Here is a 22,691-nt window from a genome sequence, read left to right on the forward strand (position 1 = left end):
TGGTACTATGTCAGTGATGACTATTCGCGTGGTAACACCAGATAAGCTTGTATTCGATGGAGAAGCGGAGCGCGTTTTTGCCCGAGGAATTGATGGTGACTTTGCTGTTTTATATAACCATATTCCGATGATGACACCGCTAGGAGTCGGTGAATTACGCATCGAGATGAACGGTGAGTCTTCATATGTTGCCATTGATAGTGGTATTTTTGAAATTTCAAATAACCATATTAATGTATTATCAAATGATGCAATGATGGCAGAAGATATTGACGTTGCACGTGCTAAGATGGAATTAGAGCGTAAGGAACGTCAAAAACAAAATGCAAAGAGCCGTGAAGATTTAATTAAATCTGAAATGGAAATCGTGAAACTTCTCAACCAAATACGAGTTGGTGAAAAAAAATAATCTTAAAAGGGAGGCCTTAGGCCTCCCTTTTAACTCAATTTCGATTTTTTATTTTGTTTAACTAAAGAAAATAGTTACAGTTATAGGATAATTTAAATTACTACCTATGGAATTCAAATATCCACAATTCGAAGATAATCCAAGGTATTCATTCTTGTATAAGGAGTAATCTACGCTCCAAAGATTTATCTTATCAAGTAAATAAGAAATTGAAAAAATAATATATAAGTTTAATTCCGTTAATAAAATGATTGATGAACCGAATATAATAATCAGACTATGAGGGAGGAGTATAATGAATTTTCAAGCATACTTTATGATTATTTGGTATATTTTAATGCTACCCATCGTATTTAAATTAATATTGTCATTACGTTTAGAGTCTTTATTTAAAAGAGGGAGTGATAGATACACAATTGTCCTTTTATATTTAATTATAACAGTTAGTCTTAGTAAGCTTTTTTTAGACTATTTTACAGATATATTTTATCTATTGAAACAAATATTTTAATTAATGGTATATTATTCTATCTTATGCATACATTTGAAAAGGGTGTATTTTATAAAAGATAGGTGATATTATGAAAAAAATTATTATAGGATTCGTGGCCTTTATTTTAACATTAATTTGTATTCCATTTTCATTTCAAATGATTCACCAATTAAATAACGATGGTGGCGGGAAAGTTACTGAGGCCATGGACTCCTCATCGAAGGATAATAATGAAGGGGTTAAGGAAAATATGATTGCCACTAATAAAGAGGAGAATAAGGGCGAGCAAGTGGTAACGGTTTTTAGAGAATCTAAAAATGAGGAAATAGATATTCCCTTAGAAACCTATCTAATAGGTGTTGTTTCGGGGGAGATGCCAGCTTTATACAATATTGAGGCCCTTAAAGCCCAGGCTGTTGCCGCTAGAACTTATACAATTCAGTTATTAGAATCACAGGATCGTATACATGATACAGTGAAACACCAAGTATATTTAGATACGGAACAACTTAAGGAAAAATGGCAGGATAAATTTGATGAGTATTATAATAAGGTATCGCAAGCCGTATCAGAAACTGCCGGACAGGTAATTACTTATGAGGATCAGTTAATCAAACCATTTTATTTTTCTATCAGTAATGGTTTTACTGAAAATGCGGAAGATTATTGGTCTACGGCCTATCCTTATTTAAAAAGTGTTAACAGTGAATGGGATAAGACCGCACCTAATTATGAGGTAGAAACCGAATTTACAATTCAGGAACTTAGAAATAAATTTAATAATAATAACTTAAAGCAAGATAGTTTTGTTATTCTTAATAAAACGGCCGGACAAAATATTAACGAGATTTTAGTAGGCGATAAGGTGTATTCTGGTCGAGAGTTTCGAGAAATTCTAGGATTACGTTCTGCAGATTTTAAAATTAAATTTAGTAATAATAAAGTCATTATTACGACATTTGGGTATGGACATGGTGTCGGAATGAGTCAATATGGCGCAAATGAATTAGCAAAGCAGGGGAAAAAGTACGATGATATCCTAAAATATTATTACCAAAATGTTAAAATAACGGAAAATTTTAACTAGAATTGAATAAGATTTACCAAAAGTGATCATCATAACGGTGAGGTGATGATCATATGAAAACAAAAGAAAGAATGACAAAGTTAAAAAACAAAAAATTATTTAAGAAGATTGATCCAATTAGCTTCGCACTTGTAGTATTACTAGGAGCATCTGCTACATTTGCAGGCGTGCAATTATGGTTAACAGGAATTAATGGGGATCAAACAGTCTCTAATCCTGCTAATGGGAATCAAGAAACAGTAGGTACAAAAGGTGATGAAACAACTGCAGTAAATAAAACAACTGATGCTAAAACAGTTGCGTTATTACAGGAAACAGTTAAATCTCCTTTAGAGGGAAAAAATGTAGAAGTAGCAAAATCGTATTACGATCAGGAAGCTGATACAAAAGAGCAAATGAAAAGTTTATTTAGTTATACAGTAGGTGAAACTAAATATACTCATGAGTCTAAAGGTGTAAGTTTAAAAAATTCTAATAATAAAGAAGTGGACGTTTTATCAGCTTTATCTGGGAAAGTTTTAACTGTAAAAGATGAGGTATTAAAAGGAACAGTAGTAACAGTTGAACATGAAAACGGAGTTAAAACTATCTACACTGGCGTTTACGATGTAACTGTAAAAGCTGGTGATGATATTGAACAAGGTGATGTAATTGGTAAGACAGGTACATCACAATTAGAGCCAGATTCAGGAAATGTTGTTCACTTTGAAGTGATGAAAGATAATAATAAACTTAATCCTGAAGATGTGATTAATACTAAATTAGGTGATTTATAAAACTCTCTTTAATAGCTGGAGTTATTAAATAATAAAATTTAATTCATAAGAATAGTAGTATAGATTTTTATGGATTAACCATAATAAAAAATACACTAATGTAATTTAGTGTATTTTTTTGTTGAAAAATATTTTTTTCAACTGGAAAAGATATGGTCGTACCTATATAATTGTGATAAAATATAAAATAGTGATGAATTATTTAGACATACTAATACTGAAAAATTAGTTTGGAGGAAGGAAAGTATGCTATTTTCAAAAGATATTGGAATTGACTTGGGTACTGCTAACGTATTAATATATGAAAAAGGTAAAGGAATTGTTTTAGAGGAACCATCAGTTGTTTCAATGGATGCACAAACGGGACGTATGATTGCGGCCGGTGAAGAGGCACGTCAAATGCTTGGGCGTACACCTGGAAAAATTGAGGTTGTCCGACCAATGAAAGACGGAGTTATTGCAGACATTGCAGCAACAGAGATGATGTTAAAACATTTTATCAATTCATTGAATATTAAAGGAGTGCTTTCACAGCCGCGAATTATGATTTGTTGTCCAACTAATATTACATTAGTGGAAAAAAACGCCATTAGAGAAGCCGCAGAAAAATGTGGGGCGCGTGAGGTTTTCATTGAGGAAGAACCTAAGATTGCAGCTTTAGGTGCTGGAATGGATATCTCAAAACCATCAGGAAACATGGTTATTGACGTTGGTGGTGGAACAGCGGATATCGCCGTATTATCATTAGGGGATATTGTTACGTCTGCATCTATTAAAATTGCAGGTAACCGATTTGATCAAGACATTGTGGATTATATTAAAACAAATTATAAGCTATTAATTGGGGATCGAACGGCTGAAGAGATTAAGATAAGTGTAGCGACAGTTTATCCAGAGGGACGTGAAGAAGAGTTAGAAGTTCGTGGACGTGATTTAGTATCAGGGTTACCACGTACAATAACAATTTCATCAACGGAAGTTGAAGAATCATTACGTGAATCGGTTCGCATTATCGTACATGCTGCTAAAAACGTACTTGAACAAACACCTCCTGAACTATCAGCGGATATTATGAATAAAGGGATTGTATTAACCGGTGGTGGAGCATTGTTACATGGATTAGATCGTCTATTAGCAGATGAATTACATGTACCGGTCTTTGTAGCTGATAATCCTTTACATTGTGTTGTTGTGGGAACCGGAATTATGCTTGATCATATTGATAAAATTCGTCGTCGTTAAATGAAAAAAGCTTCAGACCTTTGTCTGAGGCTTTTTTTCAAAGGGGAATAGCTATGTTAATTATACTAGTTGATACGGGTAGGTGAAGTAATGAAACCATTGGCAGATTTAATTCGACCCCAAACATTAGATGAGGTAGTAGGACAACAACATTTAATTGGGGAAAATCAAATACTAAGAAAACTGATTGAGGTTAATCATATTCCTAATCTAATATTTTATGGACCTAGTGGAACGGGAAAAACGACTGTTGCTAATATAATTGCGAAGATATCTAAAAAGAAGATTTATAAGTTAAATGCAACGGATGCTAAAACAGAGGATATTAGAAATATTATTAAAGATTTAGATACATTAGATGGAATGAATGGTATTCTTTTATATCTAGATGAAATTCAGAATTTTAATAAGAAACAACAGCAAACGTTATTAAAATATATTGAAAATGGGCAAATTACTTTAATTGCTAGTACAACCGAAAATCCTTATTTTACTATTTTTAGCGCCATTCTAAGTCGATCGACTATTTTGGAATTTAAACCATTAACCCCTCAAGAAATTGAAGAGGGATTAAAACGTGCGATTCAATTAGTAGAGGATGAATTTTTTATTTATCCTTTTGAGTGTGATGATGAGGCCATTAAATATATTGCAAACCTCTGTAATGGAGATCTCAGAAAGGGGTTAAATGCATTAGAGATTGCATTGTACCCTAATTGTAAAACTGAGGGATTCATATTGAATTTAGATTTAGTTAAGAAAAGTACTGTTACAGCAGGATTTTCCTATGATCGGTTTGGTGATCAACATTACGATACACTTAGCGCTTTTCAAAAATCAATTCGTGGGAGTGATGCTGATGCAGCTATCCACTATCTAGCGCGTCTTATTCAGGTAGGAGATTTACTGTCTATCTGTCGCCGTCTTTTAGTTATTGCAGCTGAGGATATTGGTTTGGCTTATCCACAGGCGATAAGTATAGTAAAAAGTTGTACAGATGCAGCATTACAATTGGGGTTTCCCGAAGCCCGTATTCCATTAGCGCAGGCAGTTATTTTACTTTCAAATAGCCCTAAATCAAATTCTGCTGTTGTCGCCATTGATAAGGCCCTATCGGACTTAAAAAGGGGAAATATAGGCAGTATCCCGAATCATTTAAGAGATAGTCATTATGCGGGGGCGGAAGACCTAGGATATGGTATAAACTATAAATATCCTCACGATTATCCTAATCATTATGTGAAACAACAGTACCTACCTACATCTATCAAACATGTTAAATATTATCACCCGGCAGTCAATAAAGTTGAACAAGGATTTATGGCATATCAAAACTATGTTCAAGGTAAAAAAAATTAATAAAAAAAAACCATAAACAACGAGTAGTTATACTTTCCTCATCAGGTTATAAAGAGGATAGAGGTACATCTTGTTTATGGTTTTTGTTTTAAGGTTGATAAGGGATTTCTTTGAAGGAAACTTCGCCTGCAACAATTGTTGCTTTACCATGTGTAATATCGACTATCCAAGACGTAAATTGTTCTTCACTATCTATATCGATTAAAACTTCTAAGGATATTTTATCGGTATAGTGAACTTGGCTTAGGAGATAGTTACTCCCTTCTAAACGGTTTTGGAGTGTCCCAAGGAGATTATAGTCAGTGTTAATAAACATTGTTTTCATTGTTTTTCTTTCAACAAGACCTAGTGTCTTTATTGTTTCAGAAACTGATTTTCCATAAGTTCTAATTAGACCACCGGCGCCTAGTTTCACTCCACCAAAATAGCGAGTCACTACAACGGCACAATTTTTAAGATTTTGCTTTCGTAATACCTCAAGCATCGGGATACCTGCAGTACCGCTCGGTTCACCATCATCATTTGAACGTTGAATTTCGTTAAAGTCACCAATCTGGTAAGCGGAACAATTGTGAGTAGCATTCCAATGATCTTTTTTAATTTTTTTAATAAACTCTACTGCTTCCTGATCAGTATAAACACGTTTAACATGACAAATAAAACGTGATTTTTCAACAATAATTTCATGTTGTCCGTCATGTGCAATCATTAAATAATGTTCCAATATATCACCTCAATTAGTTTGCTTTAATTATAACATAAAAGAGATTCTTTAATAAAAGATAAGGGTTAAAAATTAGACATTGGTGAATAAGCCCTAGGAAAGGGGGAAAAGTATGAAGGATATTTTATTAAAAATGTGATCTTATTAGAATGACAAGAAATTTCCCATTCATTAAATCCTTGATTAAAATAGATTAATAACAATCGTATTCTTTTTATTAGAATGAATGTACTGCTACAGTTGACTTTTTCTGTTTTTTCATTAAAATTAAAGAAAAGATTTGAATATAAAACTAAACATTGTGAAAGTCATTTCTTTAAGGGAATATTGTTTATGGTATAATAATGAAAAGATATAATAAAGAGGTGGATTATGAAAGTAGCTATTGTAACAGACAGTCTTACAAATTTAACGGCGGCCGATTTGCAACGTTACCCAAATGTCTATTATGGATATTTAAACGTAATTGTTAATGATAAGGCATATGCCGAACAAAAGGAAATAAATAATAAAAAATTATTTCAAATGATTGATGAAGGGGCAACTTATTCAACGTCTCAACCTGCTCCTGAAGAATTTGTCCAATTGTATACAAAATTACTTAAGGAATACGACTATATTTTAGGGTTATTCTGCACAAATAATGTCAGCGGGACTGTGAATTCTGCAAGAATTGCTAGTACAATGGTCGAGGGGGCGCAAGACAAAATTAAAGTGATTGATACAAATACGGCATCAATTGGAGTAGAAAATATCGTTTTACGTGTATGCCAACTTTTAGAGTCTGGGAGCAATCTTTCAGAAATTATTAATGTTGTTGAATTTTATAAAACTCATGGTCCAATGTATTTGTATGTAGATGATTTAAATACTCTGGTTCGTACTGGACGCCTCTCAAAAACGGCCGCAAGTATAGGAAACCTATTAAATATAAAACCGATTATTGGCCTATCGAATGGAAAATTAGATGTTTTTGATAAGGTACGAACAAAGAAGCGTGTTTTTAAATGGATTGTGGAGAAGTTACGCGAAGATGTTAAAAGTTCAGGTAAACAAATTGTAAGAATTACGCATGTAAATGCATTAGAAGGCGCAAATGAGTTAAAGCAATTAATGCAAGAGGCATGTGGAGATCAAGTGGAAGTTCACGTTGGAAATGAAATTGGTCCTGTAATGGCCATCCATTTTGGAAGAGGCGGAGTAGGAGCTTGCTGGATGCCTGATCATTACGAAATTTAATGGTAATTATTTGGGAGGTAAAAAGATATGACTAAAATAGCAATCGTTTCAGATAGTACGGGATGTATTCCTGTAGAAGAGTTAAAAGAATTTGATATACATGTAAATTATATTTCAATCGTTTTTGGCACAGAATCATATCGAGAGTTTAAAGATATGTCGGTAGAACAGTTTATGGAGCGTTGTGAAAACTATGATGGTTTACCTACGACTTCACAACCATCACCAGGAGCAACAATAGAATTATATGAATCATTATTTGCACAAGGTTATGAGGATATCATCCACATTAATATTTCAAGTCAATTAAGCGGAAGTCATCAAACTGCTAAGACATGTGCTGAAATGGTAAATCCGGAGCATATTCATGTTTTTGATTCACGTACCGTGACATATACCCAAGGAATGCTTGCAGTAAATGCCGCTAAAAAGGCAAAAGAAGGGGCAAGTGTCTCTGAAATTCTTAGTTATCTAGAAATGATGCGTGAAAATAGTGAATTTTATGCATCAATTTATGATTTAACTAACCTACGTAAGGGAGGGCGTCTGTCTAACGTTGAGGCGGCTCTTGGAAGTCTTTTACAGATTAAACCGATCTGTCAAATGAAGCCGGATGGAACGTTACAGGCGATTGAGAAGATTCGTACTTTTAAAAAGTCGCTTAAACGATTAGTTGAAATTGGAAAGGAAGCACAATTAACCGAAGATTATCAACTAGTTGTCATGCATATCGGTAATGAGGAAGGGGCTAAACTTGTTCAAACAGAGTTACAAGCAGTCTATCCAAATCATACAATTAAAATTTACCCAATTTCTTTAGTTGTAGCTGTCCATGGAGGACCAGGTGCAGTGGCAATCGGTTGGGTAAAACATGATTAATCATAACGAATAAGAGGTGCCCTACGGTTAGGTTTCTTGTCTAGTCCGTAGGGCATTTTGTTAATCATAAGATGAAGAATCCATTTAACAAAAGAAAGGTCTTTAGAAAAAATACTAGTATAATATTTATGTTTTTTATAAAAACTGATTGACAATAAAGTTCTAGAATGCTATTATAGACGAGTCGCCAAGAGAGGTAGACAAGAAATCTTACAAAAAAAGATAAAAAAACATTTGACAGAAAAAGTCGAATGCGGTAAGATAAAGAAGTCGTCAAAAGGCGAGAGAAGTTCTTTGAAAACTAAACAGAACGTCAAGAATCATGAGCGAAAGAAATTTCGCAAGCTAAGGAAACAAACAATTATGGAGAGTTTGATCCTGGCTCAGGATGAACGCTGGCGGCGTGCCTAATACATGCAAGTCGAGCGAACCACTTCGGTGGGAAGCGGCGAACGGGTGAGTAACACGTAGGTGATCTGCCCATCAGACGGGGACAACGATTGGAAACGATCGCTAATACCGGATAGGACGAAAGTTTAAAGATGCTCCTGGCATCACTGATGGATGAGCCTGCGGCGCATTAGCTAGTTGGTGGGGTAAAGGCCTACCAAGGCGACGATGCGTAGCCGACCTGAGAGGGTGAACGGCCACACTGGGACTGAGACACGGCCCAGACTCCTACGGGAGGCAGCAGTAGGGAATCTTCGGCAATGGGCGAAAGCCTGACCGAGCAACGCCGCGTGAATGAAGAAGGCCTTCGGGTTGTAAAATTCTGTTATAAGGGAAGAAAGGTGATAGGAGGAAATGACTATCAATTGACGGTACCTTATGAGAAAGCCACGGCTAACTACGTGCCAGCAGCCGCGGTAATACGTAGGTGGCAAGCGTTATCCGGAATTATTGGGCGTAAAGAGCGCGCAGGTGGTTAATTAAGTCTGATGTGAAAGCCCACGGCTTAACCGTGGAGGGTCATTGGAAACTGGTTGACTTGAGTGCAGAAGAGGGAAGTGGAATTCCATGTGTAGCGGTGAAATGCGTAGAGATATGGAGGAACACCAGTGGCGAAGGCGGCTTCCTGGTCTGCAACTGACACTGAGGCGCGAAAGCGTGGGGAGCAAACAGGATTAGATACCCTGGTAGTCCACGCCGTAAACGATGAGTGCTAAGTGTTGGGGGTCGAACCTCAGTGCTGAAGTTAACGCATTAAGCACTCCGCCTGGGGAGTACGGTCGCAAGACTGAAACTCAAAGGAATTGACGGGGACCCGCACAAGCGGTGGAGCATGTGGTTTAATTCGAAGCAACGCGAAGAACCTTACCAGGTCTTGACATACCATTGACGCCTCTAGAGATAGAGGGTTCCCTTCGGGGACAATGGATACAGGTGGTGCATGGTTGTCGTCAGCTCGTGTCGTGAGATGTTGGGTTAAGTCCCGCAACGAGCGCAACCCCTGTCGTTAGTTGCCAGCAGTAAGATGGGGACTCTAACGAGACTGCCAGTGACAAACTGGAGGAAGGTGGGGATGACGTCAAATCATCATGCCCCTTATGACCTGGGCTACACACGTGCTACAATGGTTGGTACAAAGAGAAGCGAAGCGGTGACGTGGAGCAAACCTCATAAAGCCAATCTCAGTTCGGATTGTAGACTGCAACTCGCCTACATGAAGTTGGAATCGCTAGTAATCGCGAATCAGAATGTCGCGGTGAATACGTTCCCGGGTCTTGTACACACCGCCCGTCACACCACGAGAGTTTACAACACCCGAAGTCAGTGGCCTAACCGCAAGGAGGGAGCTGCCTAAGGTGGGGTAGATGATTGGGGTGAAGTCGTAACAAGGTATCCCTACCGGAAGGTGGGGATGGATCACCTCCTTTCTATGGAGAAAGAGACGTTCTGTTTAGTTTTGGGAGAATTTCGATTTTCCTAGAATTGATCTTTGAAAACTAGATATCTTCTGAAGAAGAAAAGTTAAGTAATAAAGGGCGCACGGAGGATGCCTAGGCACTAGGAGTCGAAGAAGGACGCGACAAACGGCGAAACGCCTCGGGGAGCTGTAAGTAAGCAAAGAGCCGGGGATATCCGAATGGGGAAACCCGCTAGTGGTCATACGCTAGCACCGTATGGTGAATCAATAGCCATAGAGGAGACAGACCCAGGGAACTGAAACATCTAAGTACCTGGAGGAAAAGAAAGAAACATCGATTCCCCAAGTAGCGGCGAGCGAACAGGGAGGAGCCCAAACCGGAGTAATCCGGGGTAGAAGGACCTTCAGAAATGACTGAACATGATAGCCGAATGGTCTGGGAAGGCCAACCGGAGGGGGTGAGAGTCCCGTAGGTGAAATTGTGTGAAGCAGGGAAGGGATCCTGAGTACGGCGGGACACGAGAAATCCCGTCGGAAGCAACGAGGACCATCTCGTAAGGCTAAATACTACCTAGTGACCGATAGTGAACCAGTACCGTGAGGGAAAGGTGAAAAGAACCCCGGAAGGGGAGTGAAAGAGAACCTGAAACCGTGTGCCTACAACTAGTCAGAGCCCGTTAAAGGGTGATGGCGTGCCTTTTGTAGAATGAACCGGCGAGTTACGATATCGTGCAAGGTTAAGTTGAAGAGACGGAGCCGAAGCGAAAGCGAGTCTGAATAGGGCGAGGAGTACGATGTTGTAGACCCGAAACCGTGTGAGCTAGCCATGAGCAGGCTGAAGGTCAGGTAACACTGACTGGAGGGCCGAACCAGGGCACGTTGAAAAGTGCTTGGATGACTTGTGGCTAGGGGTGAAATTCCAATCGAACACGGATATAGCTGGTTCTCTCCGAAATAGCTTTAGGGCTAGCCTCGATAAGAGTCTACTGGAGGTAGAGCACTGAATGGGTGATGGCCCCACCTCGGGGTACTGATCTCAATCAAACTCCGAATGCCAGATAGATATGATCGGGAGTCAGACTGTGGGTGATAAGGTCCATGGTCAAAAGGGAAAGAGCCCAGACCGCCAGCTAAGGCCCCCAAGTGTCCGTTAAGTGGAAAAGGATGTGGAGATGCACAGACAACTAGGAGGTTGGCTTAGAAGCAGCCATCCTTTAAAGAGTGCGTAATAGCTCACTAGTCGAGTGACTCTGCGCCGAAAATGTACCGGGGCTAAACGGACCGCCGAAGCTGCGGATTGACACGAAGTGTCAGTGGTAGGAGAGCGTTCTAACAGCACAGAAGCAGTACCGGAAGGAGCTGTGGAGCGGTTAGAAGTGAGAATGCCGGTGTGAGTAGCGAAAGATAGGTGAGAATCCTATCCATCGAAAGCCTAAGGTTTCCAGGGGAAGGCTCGTCCGCCCTGGGTAAGTCGGGACCTAAGGTGAGGCCGAAAGGCATAGCCGATGGACAACAGGTAGAGATTCCTGTACCACTTAATAAACTGAAGGAGTGACGGAGAAGGCTAAGTTGAGCGTGTGAATGGATTCACGTGTAAGCAGTGAGGTGGTCATGTAGGCAAATCCGCATGGCGAAACATTGAGCTGTGATGCCGAAAGCCCGAAAGGGTGAAGTCAGCTGATGTCACGCTTCCAAGAAAAGCTTCTAGGGATAATTTATTAGGTGCCCGTACCGATAACCGACACAGGTAGGCGAGGAGAGAATCCTAAGATGAGCGAGAGAACTCTTGTTAAGGAACTCGGCAAAATGACCCCGTAACTTCGGGAGAAGGGGTGCTTGTGAAAGCAAGCCGCAGTGAAAAGGCCCAGGCGACTGTTTATCAAAAACACAGGTCTCTGCTAAACCGCAAGGTGATGTATAGGGGCTGACGCCTGCCCGGTGCTGGAAGGTTAAGAGGAGAGGTTAGCGCAAGCGAAGCTTTGAATTGAAGCCCCAGTAAACGGCGGCCGTAACTATAACGGTCCTAAGGTAGCGAAATTCCTTGTCGGGTAAGTTCCGACCCGCACGAAAGGCGTAACGATCTGGGCGCTGTCTCAACAAGAGACTCGGTGAAATCATAGTACCTGTGAAGATGCAGGTTACCCGCGACAGGACGGAAAGACCCCGTGGAGCTTTACTGTAGCTTGATATTGAGCACTGGTGACACATGTACAGGATAGGTAGGAGACGAAGAGACCAGGACGCCAGTCTTGGAGGAGTCGCTGTTGGGATACTACCCTTGTGTTACTGGGGTTCTAACCCGTGGCCATGAGCTGGTCAGGGGACAGTGTCAGGTGGGCAGTTTGACTGGGGCGGTCGCCTCCCAAAGAGTAACGGAGGCGCCCAAAGGTTCCCTCAGAATGGTTGGAAATCATTCGAAGAGTGTAAAGGCAGAAGGGAGCTTGACTGCGAGACCTACAAGTCGAGCAGGGACGAAAGTCGGGCTTAGTGATCCGGCGGTACCGAATGGAAGGGCCGTCGCTCAACGGATAAAAGCTACCCCGGGGATAACAGGCTGATCTCCCCCAAGAGTTCACATCGACGGGGAGGTTTGGCACCTCGATGTCGGCTCATCGCATCCTGGGGCTGTAGTCGGTCCCAAGGGTTGGGCTGTTCGCCCATTAAAGCGGTACGCGAGCTGGGTTCAGAACGTCGTGAGACAGTTCGGTCCCTATCCGTCGTGGGCGTAGGAAATTTGAGAGGAGCTGTCCTTAGTACGAGAGGACCGGGATGGACACACCGCTGGTGTACCAGTTGTTCTGCCAGGAGCATAGCTGGGTAGCTACGTGTGGAAGGGATAAACGCTGAAAGCATCTAAGCGTGAAGCCCCCCTCAAGATGAGATTTCCCATTCGAAAGAAGTAAGATCCCTTGAAGACGACGAGGTAGATAGGTCAGGAGTGGAAGTTTGGTGACAGATGAAGCGGACTGATACTAATCGATCGAGGACTTAACTAAATAGGAAAGGCAAAAACGAGCGGTTATCACAGGCAGAAAGTGAAAAGAACTGAGGAATCACGAAGGTGATGAACAGTTATTGAACTTTACCACTGTGATGCGAGAGTTGCCGGACAAGAGGAAGTAAGCAGAAGATATCTAGTTTTGTGAGATTGATAAGATCTGACAGAAGGTCTAGTGATAAGGGCAAGGAGGGCACACCTGTTCCCATACCGAACACAGAAGTTAAGCTCCTTAGCGCCGAGGGTAGTACGCAAGTGCGAGAGTAGGACGTCGCTAGGCCGAAAAAAATGCGGGTGTAGTTTAATGGTAGAACTTCAGCCTTCCAAGCTGACTGTGAGAGTTCGATTCTCTTCACCCGCTCCAAATAGCCAATTAACATCCTTCGGGGTGTTTTTTTATTTATCGAGAATTAAAGGAAAGGCAACAACGAGCGGTTACCACAGGCAGAAAGTGAAAAGAACTGAGGAATCACAAGGGTAATGAACGGTTATTGAACTTTACCACTGTGATGAGAGAGTTGCCAGACAAGAAAATGGATGCGAACTCCTAATTCATAAGTGAATGGGAGTTTTTTTTATTATTATAAATTTTAAAAAAGGATTTTGTCTCTACTCATCGTATTGTATGATGGAGGTGTTTTCATGATAGATGTCAGTGGTCGGGAATGGTTAGAGGATGAATATTTAGAATTATTTAAACAGGGGATTATTAAAGAAAGTGAAGTTGTCAGAGTCAAAGGGATTCAGGGAAAACGTTGTGAACGTTGTTTAAATCAATCAGAGGATTGGTTTGCGACCTTTATCTATAAAGAGAAGCCGGTTAAATACTGTAGACAGTGTTTGGATTTTAAAATGATCGATGATGCACAATATCTATATCGTTCAATCGTACCTGCTCCAATTACAGAAAAATCGGAGATATTAAATCAAGATTTCCAGTTATCCTTTTTACAACAACGAGCATCTGATTTTGCAAAAGGAATATTGAACTCTTCAGGAATTGGAATGATTTGGGCGGTTTGTGGTGCTGGAAAAACTGAAATGATGTTCGAGACAATTTCATTGGCGTTGTTGCAAAAAAAGCGTGTATGTTGGGCTATTCCACGTGCCGATGTTGTTGTTGATTTGATTCCTCGAATTAAACGAGCTTTTCCATATGCACGTGTAGTAGGGCTTCATGGAAATTCTGAGGAGAAAAATATCTATGGGGATATTGTTGTAACGACGACGCATCAGTTAATTCGATTTTATCAGGCATTTGATTTACTAATTATCGATGAGGTGGATGCCTTTCCTTATACATTTGATGAGATGTTACCAAGATTAGCCCAAAAGGCATGTAAAACGGGGTGTGCAACGATTTATTTGTCGGCGACCCCCTCTAAGACGGATCAGAGGCTAATTAAAAGAGGACGATTAAAATGTTGTTTAATTCCAGCTCGATATCATTTACATGCATTAGATATTCCTAAATACTGCTTCTCAGGAAACCTTTCACGTTTTTTAAAGAAAAGGAGATTACCACGCGTGATTAAAAAGTGGTTTAATAAACAGTTAATGTTAAATAGACGCGCATTGTTATTTGTTCCAACAATTGAAATGGGGTACCTTTTACAGGAGGCTATAAGGAAGTGTTTTGCATTAGAAGTAGAGTTTGTTTTTTCAAGCGATGAAAATAGATTAGCAAAAGTTAAAAACTTTAAAGAGGGAAAGGGTCAATTTTTGATTACGACGATGATTTTAGAAAGAGGGGTAACAATTGCAAATATTGATGTGGCCATTTTTTCGACAGAACATGAGGTGTTCGAAGAGAGTGCACTTGTTCAGATTAGTGGGCGTGTTGGCAGAAATCCTATGTACCCACACGGTGAAATCGTATTTTTTCATTATGGAATTACTTTGGCAATGGAGTCTGCACGACGCCAGATTCGTGAGATGAATAACCATGCGAGAAGGCAGAAGTTATTAAAGGAGGATTATAAATGAGGTGTCTCGTCTGTTTTCAATTAATAACGATTCATAATCTTCAAGATATTTTTGCGCTTAACGATCCGTGTCTATGCTCTAAGTGTAAACGGAATCTAAAAATTGGGGAAAATCATTGTCTTTTTGAACAAAATGAATGGCTCCTATCTGTTCTTGAACGACTGGATCAGGGAGATTTAGTGTTACTACAACTTTTTATTCCCCAATATGTCAAGGAGATTAGAAAGCAGTTTAGAAGTTATAAATCGGTTACGATTTTAGACATGTCAGGGGAGGGTCCCTATCCGTGGAGCGATGTATTATTAGAACAGCTAGAAAAATTTTTTTCTAAAATTCAAATTGGACAAATTAGATTAGTGTTATCAACCGAACAGGATGAACGGACGATTAAAGTTTATTAAAAAGTAACCGATTATAGATTTTTATAAGCGCTTTACTGGTATATAATTGTTTTGTTTTGCTTAAAATGAAATGAATCTCTTTTTAATAGTTGAGTCATATCTCACACTGTTATTTTCCACGTTTGAGGAAGCACTTAAGTGTTCGACAAAATACGGAAAACGCTTTCTTAAATGAAGGATTTATATTATAATAGAGGTACATCAGATAGATAGGAGTGATTCTAATGAGAATTCAAATTAGGGGAGCTAATCGTTTCAACGCAACAGATGCTATTAAAAATTATATCGAGGAAAAAGTGGGAAGCTTACAACGATTCTTACCTACAAATCCGGATTTAGAGGCTCGCGTGTATATTAAAATCTATGATGTGATTCAGAAAGTAGAAGTGACTATTCCAGGGAATCAGTTCATCCTACGAGCAGAGGAAGAAAGTGATGATTTATATGCAGCGATTGATCTTGTTGTGGATAAATTAGAACGTCAAATTCGTCGTCACAAAACAAAAGCAAACAAAAAAATTCGTGAACGTGAGGGTATTAGCGATTACTTCATTACTATTGATGATCCGGATACGGTTTATAACGAAGAAGATGAAGTACCGTACAAAGTTAAAAATGTTCATTTAAAACCAATGGACGTTGAAGAAGCAATTATGCAATTAGAATTATTAGGACATGACTTCTATGTCTATCGTGATATGGCTGTTGATGCTGTTTGTGTCGTTTATCGTCGTAATGATGGAAAATACGCTGTGATTGAGACGAATAATTAATAATAGTGAATTAACAAAAAAGACTATCTTACGCGGTAGTCTTTTTTTATGCTTGTGAAAAATGATAGATTCTGTGGGGATGTAGGGTTTTAGAGAAAATCTCCCGAATGAAATGACAAAAATTAGGTAAAGTTATGTTCCGAACAGGTTTTTTTGTGTACATGTTTAGTCAAAAGTGGTAACATTATGTTAATAACAGAGTATTAGCTAGTATAAGCCTAGTAAGACATAGACAAGGAGCGATGATGATGATTTCGGCAATCAAGAAAATGTTAGATCCAAGTGTAAAAGTATTAAAGCGTGCGGATAAAATAGCGGATGCGGTCATTGCGTTAGAACCTCATATGCAAGGTCTAACAGACGAGCAATTAAAACATAAAACTTTAGAGTTTAAAGAACGAATTGAAAAGGGAGAAACGTTAGATGATTTATTAGTTGAGGCATTTGCGGTTGTTCGTGAGGCGTCAACACGCGTTTTAGGAATGACTCCTTATAAGGTTCAGATTATTGGTGGGATTGCCTTACATGGTGGAAATATCGCCGAGATGAAAACGGGGGAAGGAAAAACATTAACCTCAACTATGCCTGCGTACTTAAATGCATTAGATGGAAAAGGTGTTCATATTATTACGGTAAATGAATATTTAGCAAGCCGTGATGCGCGCGAGATGGGAGAGCTTTATCGATGGCTGGGCTTAACGGTTGGTTTAAATTTAACGGGGATGACTTCAGAAGAGAAAAAGGCGCAATATGCATGTGATATTACTTACTCAACAAACAATGAACTAGGTTTTGACTATTTACGTGATCACATGGTGTTGTATGCAAAGCAAATGGTACAACGTAAATTAAATTATGCCATTGTGGATGAGGTAGACTCAATCTTAATTGATGAGGCACGTACACCATTAATTATTTCAGGTGGGCAGAAACGTACGGCTAATTTATACGTACACGCTGACCATTTTGTTAAAGGTTTAAAGGACGAAGAAGACTATACAATTGATATTAAAACGAAAAATATCCAATTAAATGAGGGAGGAATTGAGAAGGCGGAAAAAGCTTTCCGAATTGATAATTTATACGATATTAAACATGCAGTGTTGTTACATCATATCAATAATGCATTAAAGGCAAATTACATTATGGCGCGCGATGTGGATTATGTTATCCAAGAGGACGAAATTGTGATTGTTGACCAGTTTACAGGTCGTTTAATGAAGGGACGTGCCTACTCTGAAGGTTTACATCAGGCCATTCAAGCAAAAGAGGGAGTTTCAATTAAGCAAGAAACATCGACGTTAGCAACAATTACGTTCCAAAATCTTTTCAGATTATATAGTAAGTTATCAGGAATGACAGGGACAGCGAAGACAGAAGAGGAAGAGTTCCGAAATATTTATAATATGATGGTCGTGGAAATTCCGACTAATCGTCCGATTGCCCGTTTAGATGCACCAGATTTAGTTTATAAGGATATGAATGCTAAGTTTAATGCCGTTGTTGCAGATGTAATCGAACGCCATAAAAAGGGACAGCCAGTTTTACTTGGAACTGTAGCGGTCGAGACATCGGAGTATATTTCACAGTTATTAAAGCGTAAGGGAATTCCGCACAACGTTTTAAATGCGAAGAATCATGAACGCGAAGCAGAAATTATTATGGATGCAGGGAAGAAAGGGTCTGTCACGATTGCAACCAATATGGCGGGTCGAGGAACGGATATTAAATTAACAGATGAAGTTAAGGAATTAGGTGGATTGGCCGTTATTGGGACGGAGCGCCATGAATCTCGTCGTATTGATAACCAATTGCGTGGACGCTCGGGGCGTCAAGGAGATCCTGGATATACTCGCTTTTATCTGTCATTCCAAGATGAATTAATGCGCCGATTTGGATCAGATCGTATGCATGCAATGGTGGATAAATTGGGTATGGATGAAAATGAGCCAATTGAGAGCAAAATGGTTACAAAGGCAGTAGAATCGGCACAAAAACGCGTAGAAGGTAATAACTATGATATGCGTAAAAACTTACTAGAATATGATGATGTCATTCGCCGTCAACGTGAGGTTATCTATGGACAACGTCAAGATATTCTAGAAACAGAAGATTTAACCGATATTATTTTTGGAATGGTAAACTCATCGGTTACACGATTAGTTCATAACTTCTCACACTCTGAGCACGAGAAGTCAAAGGGAGAACAAGAGTATAATTACGAAGGATTACTTGTTTATCTAAATACTAACTTCTTCCCTGTTAATAAAGTAACACGTGCAGCTATTGAAGGGAAAACAGAGGAGCAATTAATTGAATATGTGACTAATCTTGTAAAAGAAGATTATCGCCTAAAAGAAAAATCGATTGATGCGTCTGTTTTCCATGAATTCCAAAAGGTTATTGTGTTACGTGTAGTGGATACTCATTGGATGAATCATATCGATGCGATGGACGCCTTACGTCAGGGAATTCATTTACGCTCATATGGGCAAATTAATCCATTACATGAATATCAAAGTGAAGGATTTGAAATGTTCAATCGTTTAATTGAACGTATTGAGGATGACGTAACACGCTATATTATTCGAGCTGAAATTCGTCAAAATTTACAACGCGAAGAGGTAGCTAAGCCAACGGCGACTAATGCACCAAAAGATGAGAAGAAACGTCCATTGACACGCGTGTCTAAAAAGGTAGGTCGTAATGAAGAATGCTCGTGTGGAAGTGGGAAAAAATATAAGCATTGTTGCGGTCAAAATGAGTAGTTGATAAGACAAGTATCGTATATAACGTATATCGGGGGAGCAGTGATTTTTGATCATATTAAAAGTCACTGCTTCTTAGCGCGTAAAAGTGAGATTATAGCGAATAAAAAGAGGTGATTAGAATGGAAATTCATGAAATACGATCTGAAATAAAGAAAATGTCTGAGCGCATTTTACAGTTTAAAGAGTCATTAAACGTAGCTGAAAAAGAGAATCAAATAAAAGAATATGAACAAACAATGCAAGAGGTTGGTTTCTGGGACGATCGAAGAAAGGCGCAAGAGGTTATTAATGCGGCTAATGCATTGAAGGAGAAGATTTCTTCGTTTTATAATTTACAATCGGAAGTAGAAGAGCTTGGAATTGCTTTTGAGTTAATTTTAGAAGAGGCCGATGAGGATTTACAGTCAGAACTTGAGGCACAAATTCATGAGGTGAGTGAAAAATTGAACGCCTTTGAATTGGAAATTTTATTGAGTGGCCCATATGATGGTAATAATGCTATTTTAGAGTTACATCCAGGTGCTGGAGGAACAGAATCTCAAGATTGGGCAGAGATGCTTTATCGTATGTATACACGCTATGCTGAACGAAAAGGATTTAAAGTGGAAGTTTTAGATTACTTAGTAGGAGAAGAAGCGGGAATTAAAAGTGTGACGATCAAAATTAAAGGAACAAATGCATTTGGGTACTTCAAGGCGGAACGTGGGGTTCATCGTTTAGTACGTATTTCACCTTTTGATTCAGGTGGACGTAGACATACCTCTTTTTGTTCGTGTGATGTAATGCCTGAGTTTTCTGGTGATATTGATATTGAAATTCGTAGCGAGGATTTAAAAATAGATACTTACCGTGCAAGTGGGGCTGGAGGACAACATATTAATACAACAGATTCTGCTGTTCGAATTACCCACTTACCAACGAATACAATTGTGACCTGTCAAAATCAACGTTCACAGATTAAAAATCGTGAAGCTGCCATGGAGATGTTAAAGTCTAAGCTTTATCAACGAAAACTAGAGGAACAAGAAGCGGAGTTAGCAAAAATTCGTGGTGAGGTGAAAGATATTGGATGGGGAAGTCAGATCCGTTCCTATGTTTTTCATCCTTATTCATTAGTAAAAGACCACCGTACTTCATATGAAGTTGGAAATGTACAAGCAGTTATGGATGGGGATTTAGATGGATTTATTGATGCGTATTTAAGAAAAAGTTTATAACAGTGGTATTTTGTGGATAAGTGCATTTTGGGATGGTTATAAAAAACGGTAGAGTGTATAATAAGGGCACGTTAGATTAACTTTAAGAGGAGTGAACCGTTTATGAAAAAAATTCCGAGCTTTACAGTCAATCATGAAGATTTATTACGTGGAATTTATGTATCACGAAAAGATGTCGTTGGAGAAGAGGTTATTACAACATTTGATATTCGAACTAAACTTCCGAATCGAGAACCTGTCATGAATACGGCTGAAATTCATACGATTGAACATTTAGCTGCTACCTTCTTAAGAAATCATCCGCAAGCAGCGGATCAAACGATTTATTTTGGGCCTATGGGGTGCCGAACAGGTTTTTATTTAATTTTAAAAGGTGATTTAGATTCACGTGACGTGGTTAACCTTATTACAGAAACTTTTAATTTTATTGCGAATTATGAAGGGGAAGTTCCGGGAGCAAGTGCTAGAGATTGTGGTAATTATTTAGATATGAATTTACCGGCCGCTAAATATGAAGCAAACGCATTTTTAGAAAATACATTAAACCAAATTGAAGATAAACATTTAGTTTATCCTAATTAAAAAGTGGAAGGCCACCTATCAGGTGACCCTCCACTTTTTTTATGTAAATAATTAAGTATTATGTATAAAGGGTGTAAAAAAGGATGAAATATAAATCAATTATTCGACATTTTATATTAAGATAAATGCGATTATGTTAAAATGGAAATCGATTAGGGATGAAATATGGGGCAATGGTTAGGATAGTATTTGTTGGGAATTGGCGTATTGAAAATGAAACTGTCAGATAGTTGTGCTATAATGAAAAAAGACGTTTAGAGATAGGTGGGAAGATAATGATCGAATTTACAAACGTTAGTAAAAAGTATGCAAATGGAGTTATCGGACTTCATAATATAAATATTCAAATCGAATCAGGCGAGTTTTTATTCGTCATTGGACCGAGTGGTGCCGGGAAATCTTCTTTTTTAAAAATGATTAATTGTCAGGAAAAAGCTACAGGTGGAGAAATTAAGGTTAATGGAATTGAAATTACTCGTCTAAGTCGCTTTAAAATTCCTAAATTGCGTCGGCAAATAGGTGTCGTCTTTCAAGACTTTAAATTATTAAAAAAAATGACCGTTTATCAAAATGTAGCGTTCGCCTTAGAGGCTATTGGCCTTCCTAAGGAGGAGGTTCGCCAAAAGGCACTCGATGCATTAACGTTAGTTGGTCTTGAGGGAAAATTATTATTTTATCCTAACCAATTGTCAGGAGGAGAGCAACAACGTGTAGCGATTGCACGCGCTATTGCGAATAATCCAGATATTATTATTGCTGATGAACCAACGGGAAATTTAGATCCAGACAATTCAATACAAATTGTTAATATTCTGAAAGAGTTAAACAAGCAAGGAAAGACGGTCATCATGGCAACTCATGACCATGAATTAATATTTGGCCAAGATTGTCGTGTAGTGACGATCGATCATGGGACTATATTTAGCGATGAAGTGAGGGGATATTATGAAAATAATTAGACAAATTTTTCGCTACATTCGCGATGGATTTAAAAATATTTGGAATAACTTATTTATGTCCATTTCATCAATTGTAACGTTAACTATTACTCTTAGCTTATGTTCTTTTTTCGTTCTGTTCGCTTACAATACTAAAAATTTTACAGAACAGGTTGAAAACGAAATTAAGATCTTTATTGAATTTTCTCAAGATGCGACGGATGAGCAAATTGCTTCCTCGATTCAAGCAATACAGTCTCAAGCGCACGTTTCGGAAGTTAATCATATAACCAAAGAGGAAGAATACACGGAGTTTATTGAGCGAATCGGTGAGAATGATCCTGAGTTAGCAGACTTTTTTGAAAATACAAGTGATGGAAATCCATTACCCGATACAGGCATTGTTTCGGTTGACGATGTGAAAAATGTTGACGAGGTAGCGAAGGCAATTAAGGAAATTGATGGTGTTGGATACGTGAATTACGGTGAAGAATCAGAGTTATCTGCTTTTACCAATATTACAACAATCATCCGTCAAACGTTATCAGTTATTGTTTTGATTTTACTCGTATTAGCAGTATTTTTAATTCAAAATACAATTAAATTAACGATTTATGCACGTCAAAATGAATTGAAAATTATGAAGCTAGTAGGTGCATCAGTTGCTCATGTGACGGTTCCGTTTTTAATTGAAGGTGTTATTATCGGTGTTTTAGGGGCTGTCGTTCCTATTTTGCTAACGATGTATGGTTACCAATTTTTATATCATATTTTTGGAGGAGTACTAGTTATTCCAATGCTTCAAATGGCTACACCGTTCCCAACTGTTTATGAATTAGGAACAATTGTCGGATTAATGTCAATCGTCATCAGTCTACTTGGTAGTTTCTTCGCAGTCATCAAGTATTCTTTAAAAATTTAATAGATAGAGTTATTGAAAAAGGAGGGAT

At 38.6% G+C, this 22,691-nt stretch carries 16 protein-coding genes, 1 tRNA gene and 3 rRNA genes; 19 read left to right on the forward strand and 1 reads right to left on the reverse strand.

From position 1 onward, the window contains the following. Positions 1–7: 7 nt before the first annotated feature. The 5 genes from atpC (at position 8) to AC6I0I_RS01810 (ending at position 5,366) form a co-directional block, all read left to right on the forward strand. Positions 8–409 carry an ATP synthase F1 subunit epsilon gene (gene atpC / locus AC6I0I_RS01790; RefSeq protein WP_161832435.1) on the forward strand — a complete coding sequence of 134 codons (402 nt, stop codon included), beginning with the start codon at positions 8–10 and terminating at the stop codon, positions 407–409. Between the two features lie 581 nt (positions 410–990). Then, entirely contained in the window at positions 991–1,989 is a 999-nt protein-coding gene (gene spoIID, locus AC6I0I_RS01795) for a stage II sporulation protein D (protein WP_161832434.1), read from the forward strand. A 53-nt stretch (positions 1,990–2,042) separates the two neighbouring features. After that, a complete protein-coding gene (locus AC6I0I_RS01800; RefSeq protein WP_161832433.1) occupies positions 2,043–2,765 on the forward strand; it encodes a M23 family metallopeptidase in 723 nt (240 codons plus the stop codon). Positions 2,766–3,011: 246 nt separating this feature from the next. Beyond that, a complete protein-coding gene (mreB, locus tag AC6I0I_RS01805; protein WP_161832432.1) occupies positions 3,012–4,007 on the forward strand; it encodes a rod shape-determining protein MreB in 996 nt (331 codons plus the stop codon). 90 nt (positions 4,008–4,097) lie between these two features. Next, positions 4,098–5,366 carry a replication-associated recombination protein A gene (locus AC6I0I_RS01810; protein WP_161832431.1) on the forward strand — a complete coding sequence of 423 codons (1,269 nt, stop codon included), beginning with the start codon at positions 4,098–4,100 and terminating at the stop codon, positions 5,364–5,366. An 88-nt stretch (positions 5,367–5,454) separates the two neighbouring features. On the opposite strand, the gene AC6I0I_RS01815 is transcribed toward AC6I0I_RS01810, so the two are convergent. Further along, on the reverse strand, positions 5,455–6,090 hold the full coding sequence (locus AC6I0I_RS01815; protein WP_161832430.1) for a YigZ family protein: 636 nt from the start codon (positions 6,088–6,090) through the stop codon (positions 5,455–5,457). Positions 6,091–6,462: 372 nt separating this feature from the next. On the opposite strand from AC6I0I_RS01815, the gene AC6I0I_RS01820 reads away from it, so the two are divergent. The 14 genes from AC6I0I_RS01820 (at position 6,463) to ftsX (ending at position 22,663) form a co-directional block, all read left to right on the forward strand. Then, entirely contained in the window at positions 6,463–7,329 is an 867-nt protein-coding gene (locus AC6I0I_RS01820; protein ID WP_161832429.1) for a DegV family protein, read from the forward strand. 27 nt (positions 7,330–7,356) lie between these two features. Then, the gene (locus tag AC6I0I_RS01825; protein WP_161832428.1) at positions 7,357–8,208 is read left to right on the forward strand and encodes a DegV family protein; all 852 of its coding nucleotides are present in this window, start codon (positions 7,357–7,359) and stop codon (positions 8,206–8,208) included. 360 nt (positions 8,209–8,568) lie between these two features. Continuing rightward, positions 8,569–10,085 (forward strand): 16S ribosomal RNA (locus tag AC6I0I_RS01830). Between the two features lie 92 nt (positions 10,086–10,177). Beyond that, positions 10,178–13,071 (forward strand): 23S ribosomal RNA (locus AC6I0I_RS01835). Positions 13,072–13,244: 173 nt separating this feature from the next. Then, positions 13,245–13,353: ribosomal RNA gene (rrf, locus tag AC6I0I_RS01840) — 5S ribosomal RNA — on the forward strand. Together the 16S, 23S and 5S rRNA genes with 1 tRNA gene alongside form the textbook arrangement of a ribosomal RNA operon. A 10-nt stretch (positions 13,354–13,363) precedes the next feature. Next, positions 13,364–13,437, forward strand: a tRNA-Gly gene (locus AC6I0I_RS01845). 278 nt (positions 13,438–13,715) lie between these two features. Beyond that, on the forward strand, positions 13,716–15,059 hold the full coding sequence (locus tag AC6I0I_RS01850; protein WP_161832616.1) for an ATP-dependent helicase ComFA: 1,344 nt from the start codon (positions 13,716–13,718) through the stop codon (positions 15,057–15,059). After that, positions 15,056–15,460 (forward strand): hypothetical protein, encoded by a 405-nt coding sequence (locus tag AC6I0I_RS01855; protein ID WP_161832615.1) that lies wholly within the window; start codon positions 15,056–15,058, stop codon positions 15,458–15,460. The genes AC6I0I_RS01850 and AC6I0I_RS01855 overlap by 4 nt, the downstream gene beginning before the upstream one ends. Before the next feature lie 224 nt (positions 15,461–15,684). Next, on the forward strand, positions 15,685–16,233 hold the full coding sequence (gene hpf, locus AC6I0I_RS01860; RefSeq protein WP_161832614.1) for a ribosome hibernation-promoting factor, HPF/YfiA family: 549 nt from the start codon (positions 15,685–15,687) through the stop codon (positions 16,231–16,233). 245 nt (positions 16,234–16,478) lie between these two features. After that, positions 16,479–19,001, forward strand: a complete 2,523-nt coding sequence (secA, locus tag AC6I0I_RS01865; RefSeq protein WP_445285840.1) for a preprotein translocase subunit SecA — start codon at positions 16,479–16,481, stop codon at positions 18,999–19,001. 122 nt (positions 19,002–19,123) lie between these two features. Continuing rightward, a complete protein-coding gene (gene prfB, locus AC6I0I_RS01870; protein ID WP_161832612.1) occupies positions 19,124–20,221 on the forward strand; it encodes a peptide chain release factor 2 in 1,098 nt (365 codons plus the stop codon). A gap of 102 nt (positions 20,222–20,323) precedes the next feature. After that, the gene (locus AC6I0I_RS01875) at positions 20,324–20,803 is read left to right on the forward strand and encodes an S-ribosylhomocysteine lyase (protein WP_161832611.1); all 480 of its coding nucleotides are present in this window, start codon (positions 20,324–20,326) and stop codon (positions 20,801–20,803) included. A gap of 275 nt (positions 20,804–21,078) precedes the next feature. After that, positions 21,079–21,762 carry a cell division ATP-binding protein FtsE gene (gene ftsE / locus AC6I0I_RS01880; protein ID WP_161832610.1) on the forward strand — a complete coding sequence of 228 codons (684 nt, stop codon included), beginning with the start codon at positions 21,079–21,081 and terminating at the stop codon, positions 21,760–21,762. Further along, a complete protein-coding gene (ftsX, locus tag AC6I0I_RS01885; RefSeq protein WP_161832609.1) occupies positions 21,749–22,663 on the forward strand; it encodes a permease-like cell division protein FtsX in 915 nt (304 codons plus the stop codon). The genes ftsE and ftsX overlap by 14 nt, the downstream gene beginning before the upstream one ends. Positions 22,664–22,691 lie beyond the last annotated feature (28 nt).

This window comes from Turicibacter sp. St.80E1 (genome assembly GCF_059728495.1).

Excerpts from the sequence above, each read along its gene's own strand:
- AC6I0I_RS01855 (WP_161832615.1), top strand. The coding sequence starts at position 15,056 with ATGAGGTGTCTCGTCTGTTTTCAATTAATAACGATTCATAATCTTCAA.
- AC6I0I_RS01810 (WP_161832431.1), top strand. The coding sequence starts at position 4,098 with ATGAAACCATTGGCAGATTTAATTCGACCCCAAACATTAGATGAGGTA.
- AC6I0I_RS01875 (WP_161832611.1), top strand. The coding sequence starts at position 20,324 with ATGAAAAAAATTCCGAGCTTTACAGTCAATCATGAAGATTTATTACGT.
- AC6I0I_RS01820 (WP_161832429.1), top strand. The coding sequence starts at position 6,463 with ATGAAAGTAGCTATTGTAACAGACAGTCTTACAAATTTAACGGCGGCC.
- mreB (WP_161832432.1), top strand. The coding sequence starts at position 3,012 with ATGCTATTTTCAAAAGATATTGGAATTGACTTGGGTACTGCTAACGTA.
- spoIID (WP_161832434.1), top strand. The coding sequence starts at position 991 with ATGAAAAAAATTATTATAGGATTCGTGGCCTTTATTTTAACATTAATT.
- hpf (WP_161832614.1), top strand. The coding sequence starts at position 15,685 with ATGAGAATTCAAATTAGGGGAGCTAATCGTTTCAACGCAACAGATGCT.
- secA (WP_445285840.1), top strand. The coding sequence starts at position 16,479 with ATGATGATTTCGGCAATCAAGAAAATGTTAGATCCAAGTGTAAAAGTA.
- AC6I0I_RS01800 (WP_161832433.1), top strand. The coding sequence starts at position 2,043 with ATGAAAACAAAAGAAAGAATGACAAAGTTAAAAAACAAAAAATTATTT.
- AC6I0I_RS01850 (WP_161832616.1), top strand. The coding sequence starts at position 13,716 with ATGATAGATGTCAGTGGTCGGGAATGGTTAGAGGATGAATATTTAGAA.
- ftsX (WP_161832609.1), top strand. The coding sequence starts at position 21,749 with ATGAAAATAATTAGACAAATTTTTCGCTACATTCGCGATGGATTTAAA.
- atpC (WP_161832435.1), top strand. The coding sequence starts at position 8 with ATGTCAGTGATGACTATTCGCGTGGTAACACCAGATAAGCTTGTATTC.
- ftsE (WP_161832610.1), top strand. The coding sequence starts at position 21,079 with ATGATCGAATTTACAAACGTTAGTAAAAAGTATGCAAATGGAGTTATC.
- AC6I0I_RS01825 (WP_161832428.1), top strand. The coding sequence starts at position 7,357 with ATGACTAAAATAGCAATCGTTTCAGATAGTACGGGATGTATTCCTGTA.
- prfB (WP_161832612.1), top strand. The coding sequence starts at position 19,124 with ATGGAAATTCATGAAATACGATCTGAAATAAAGAAAATGTCTGAGCGC.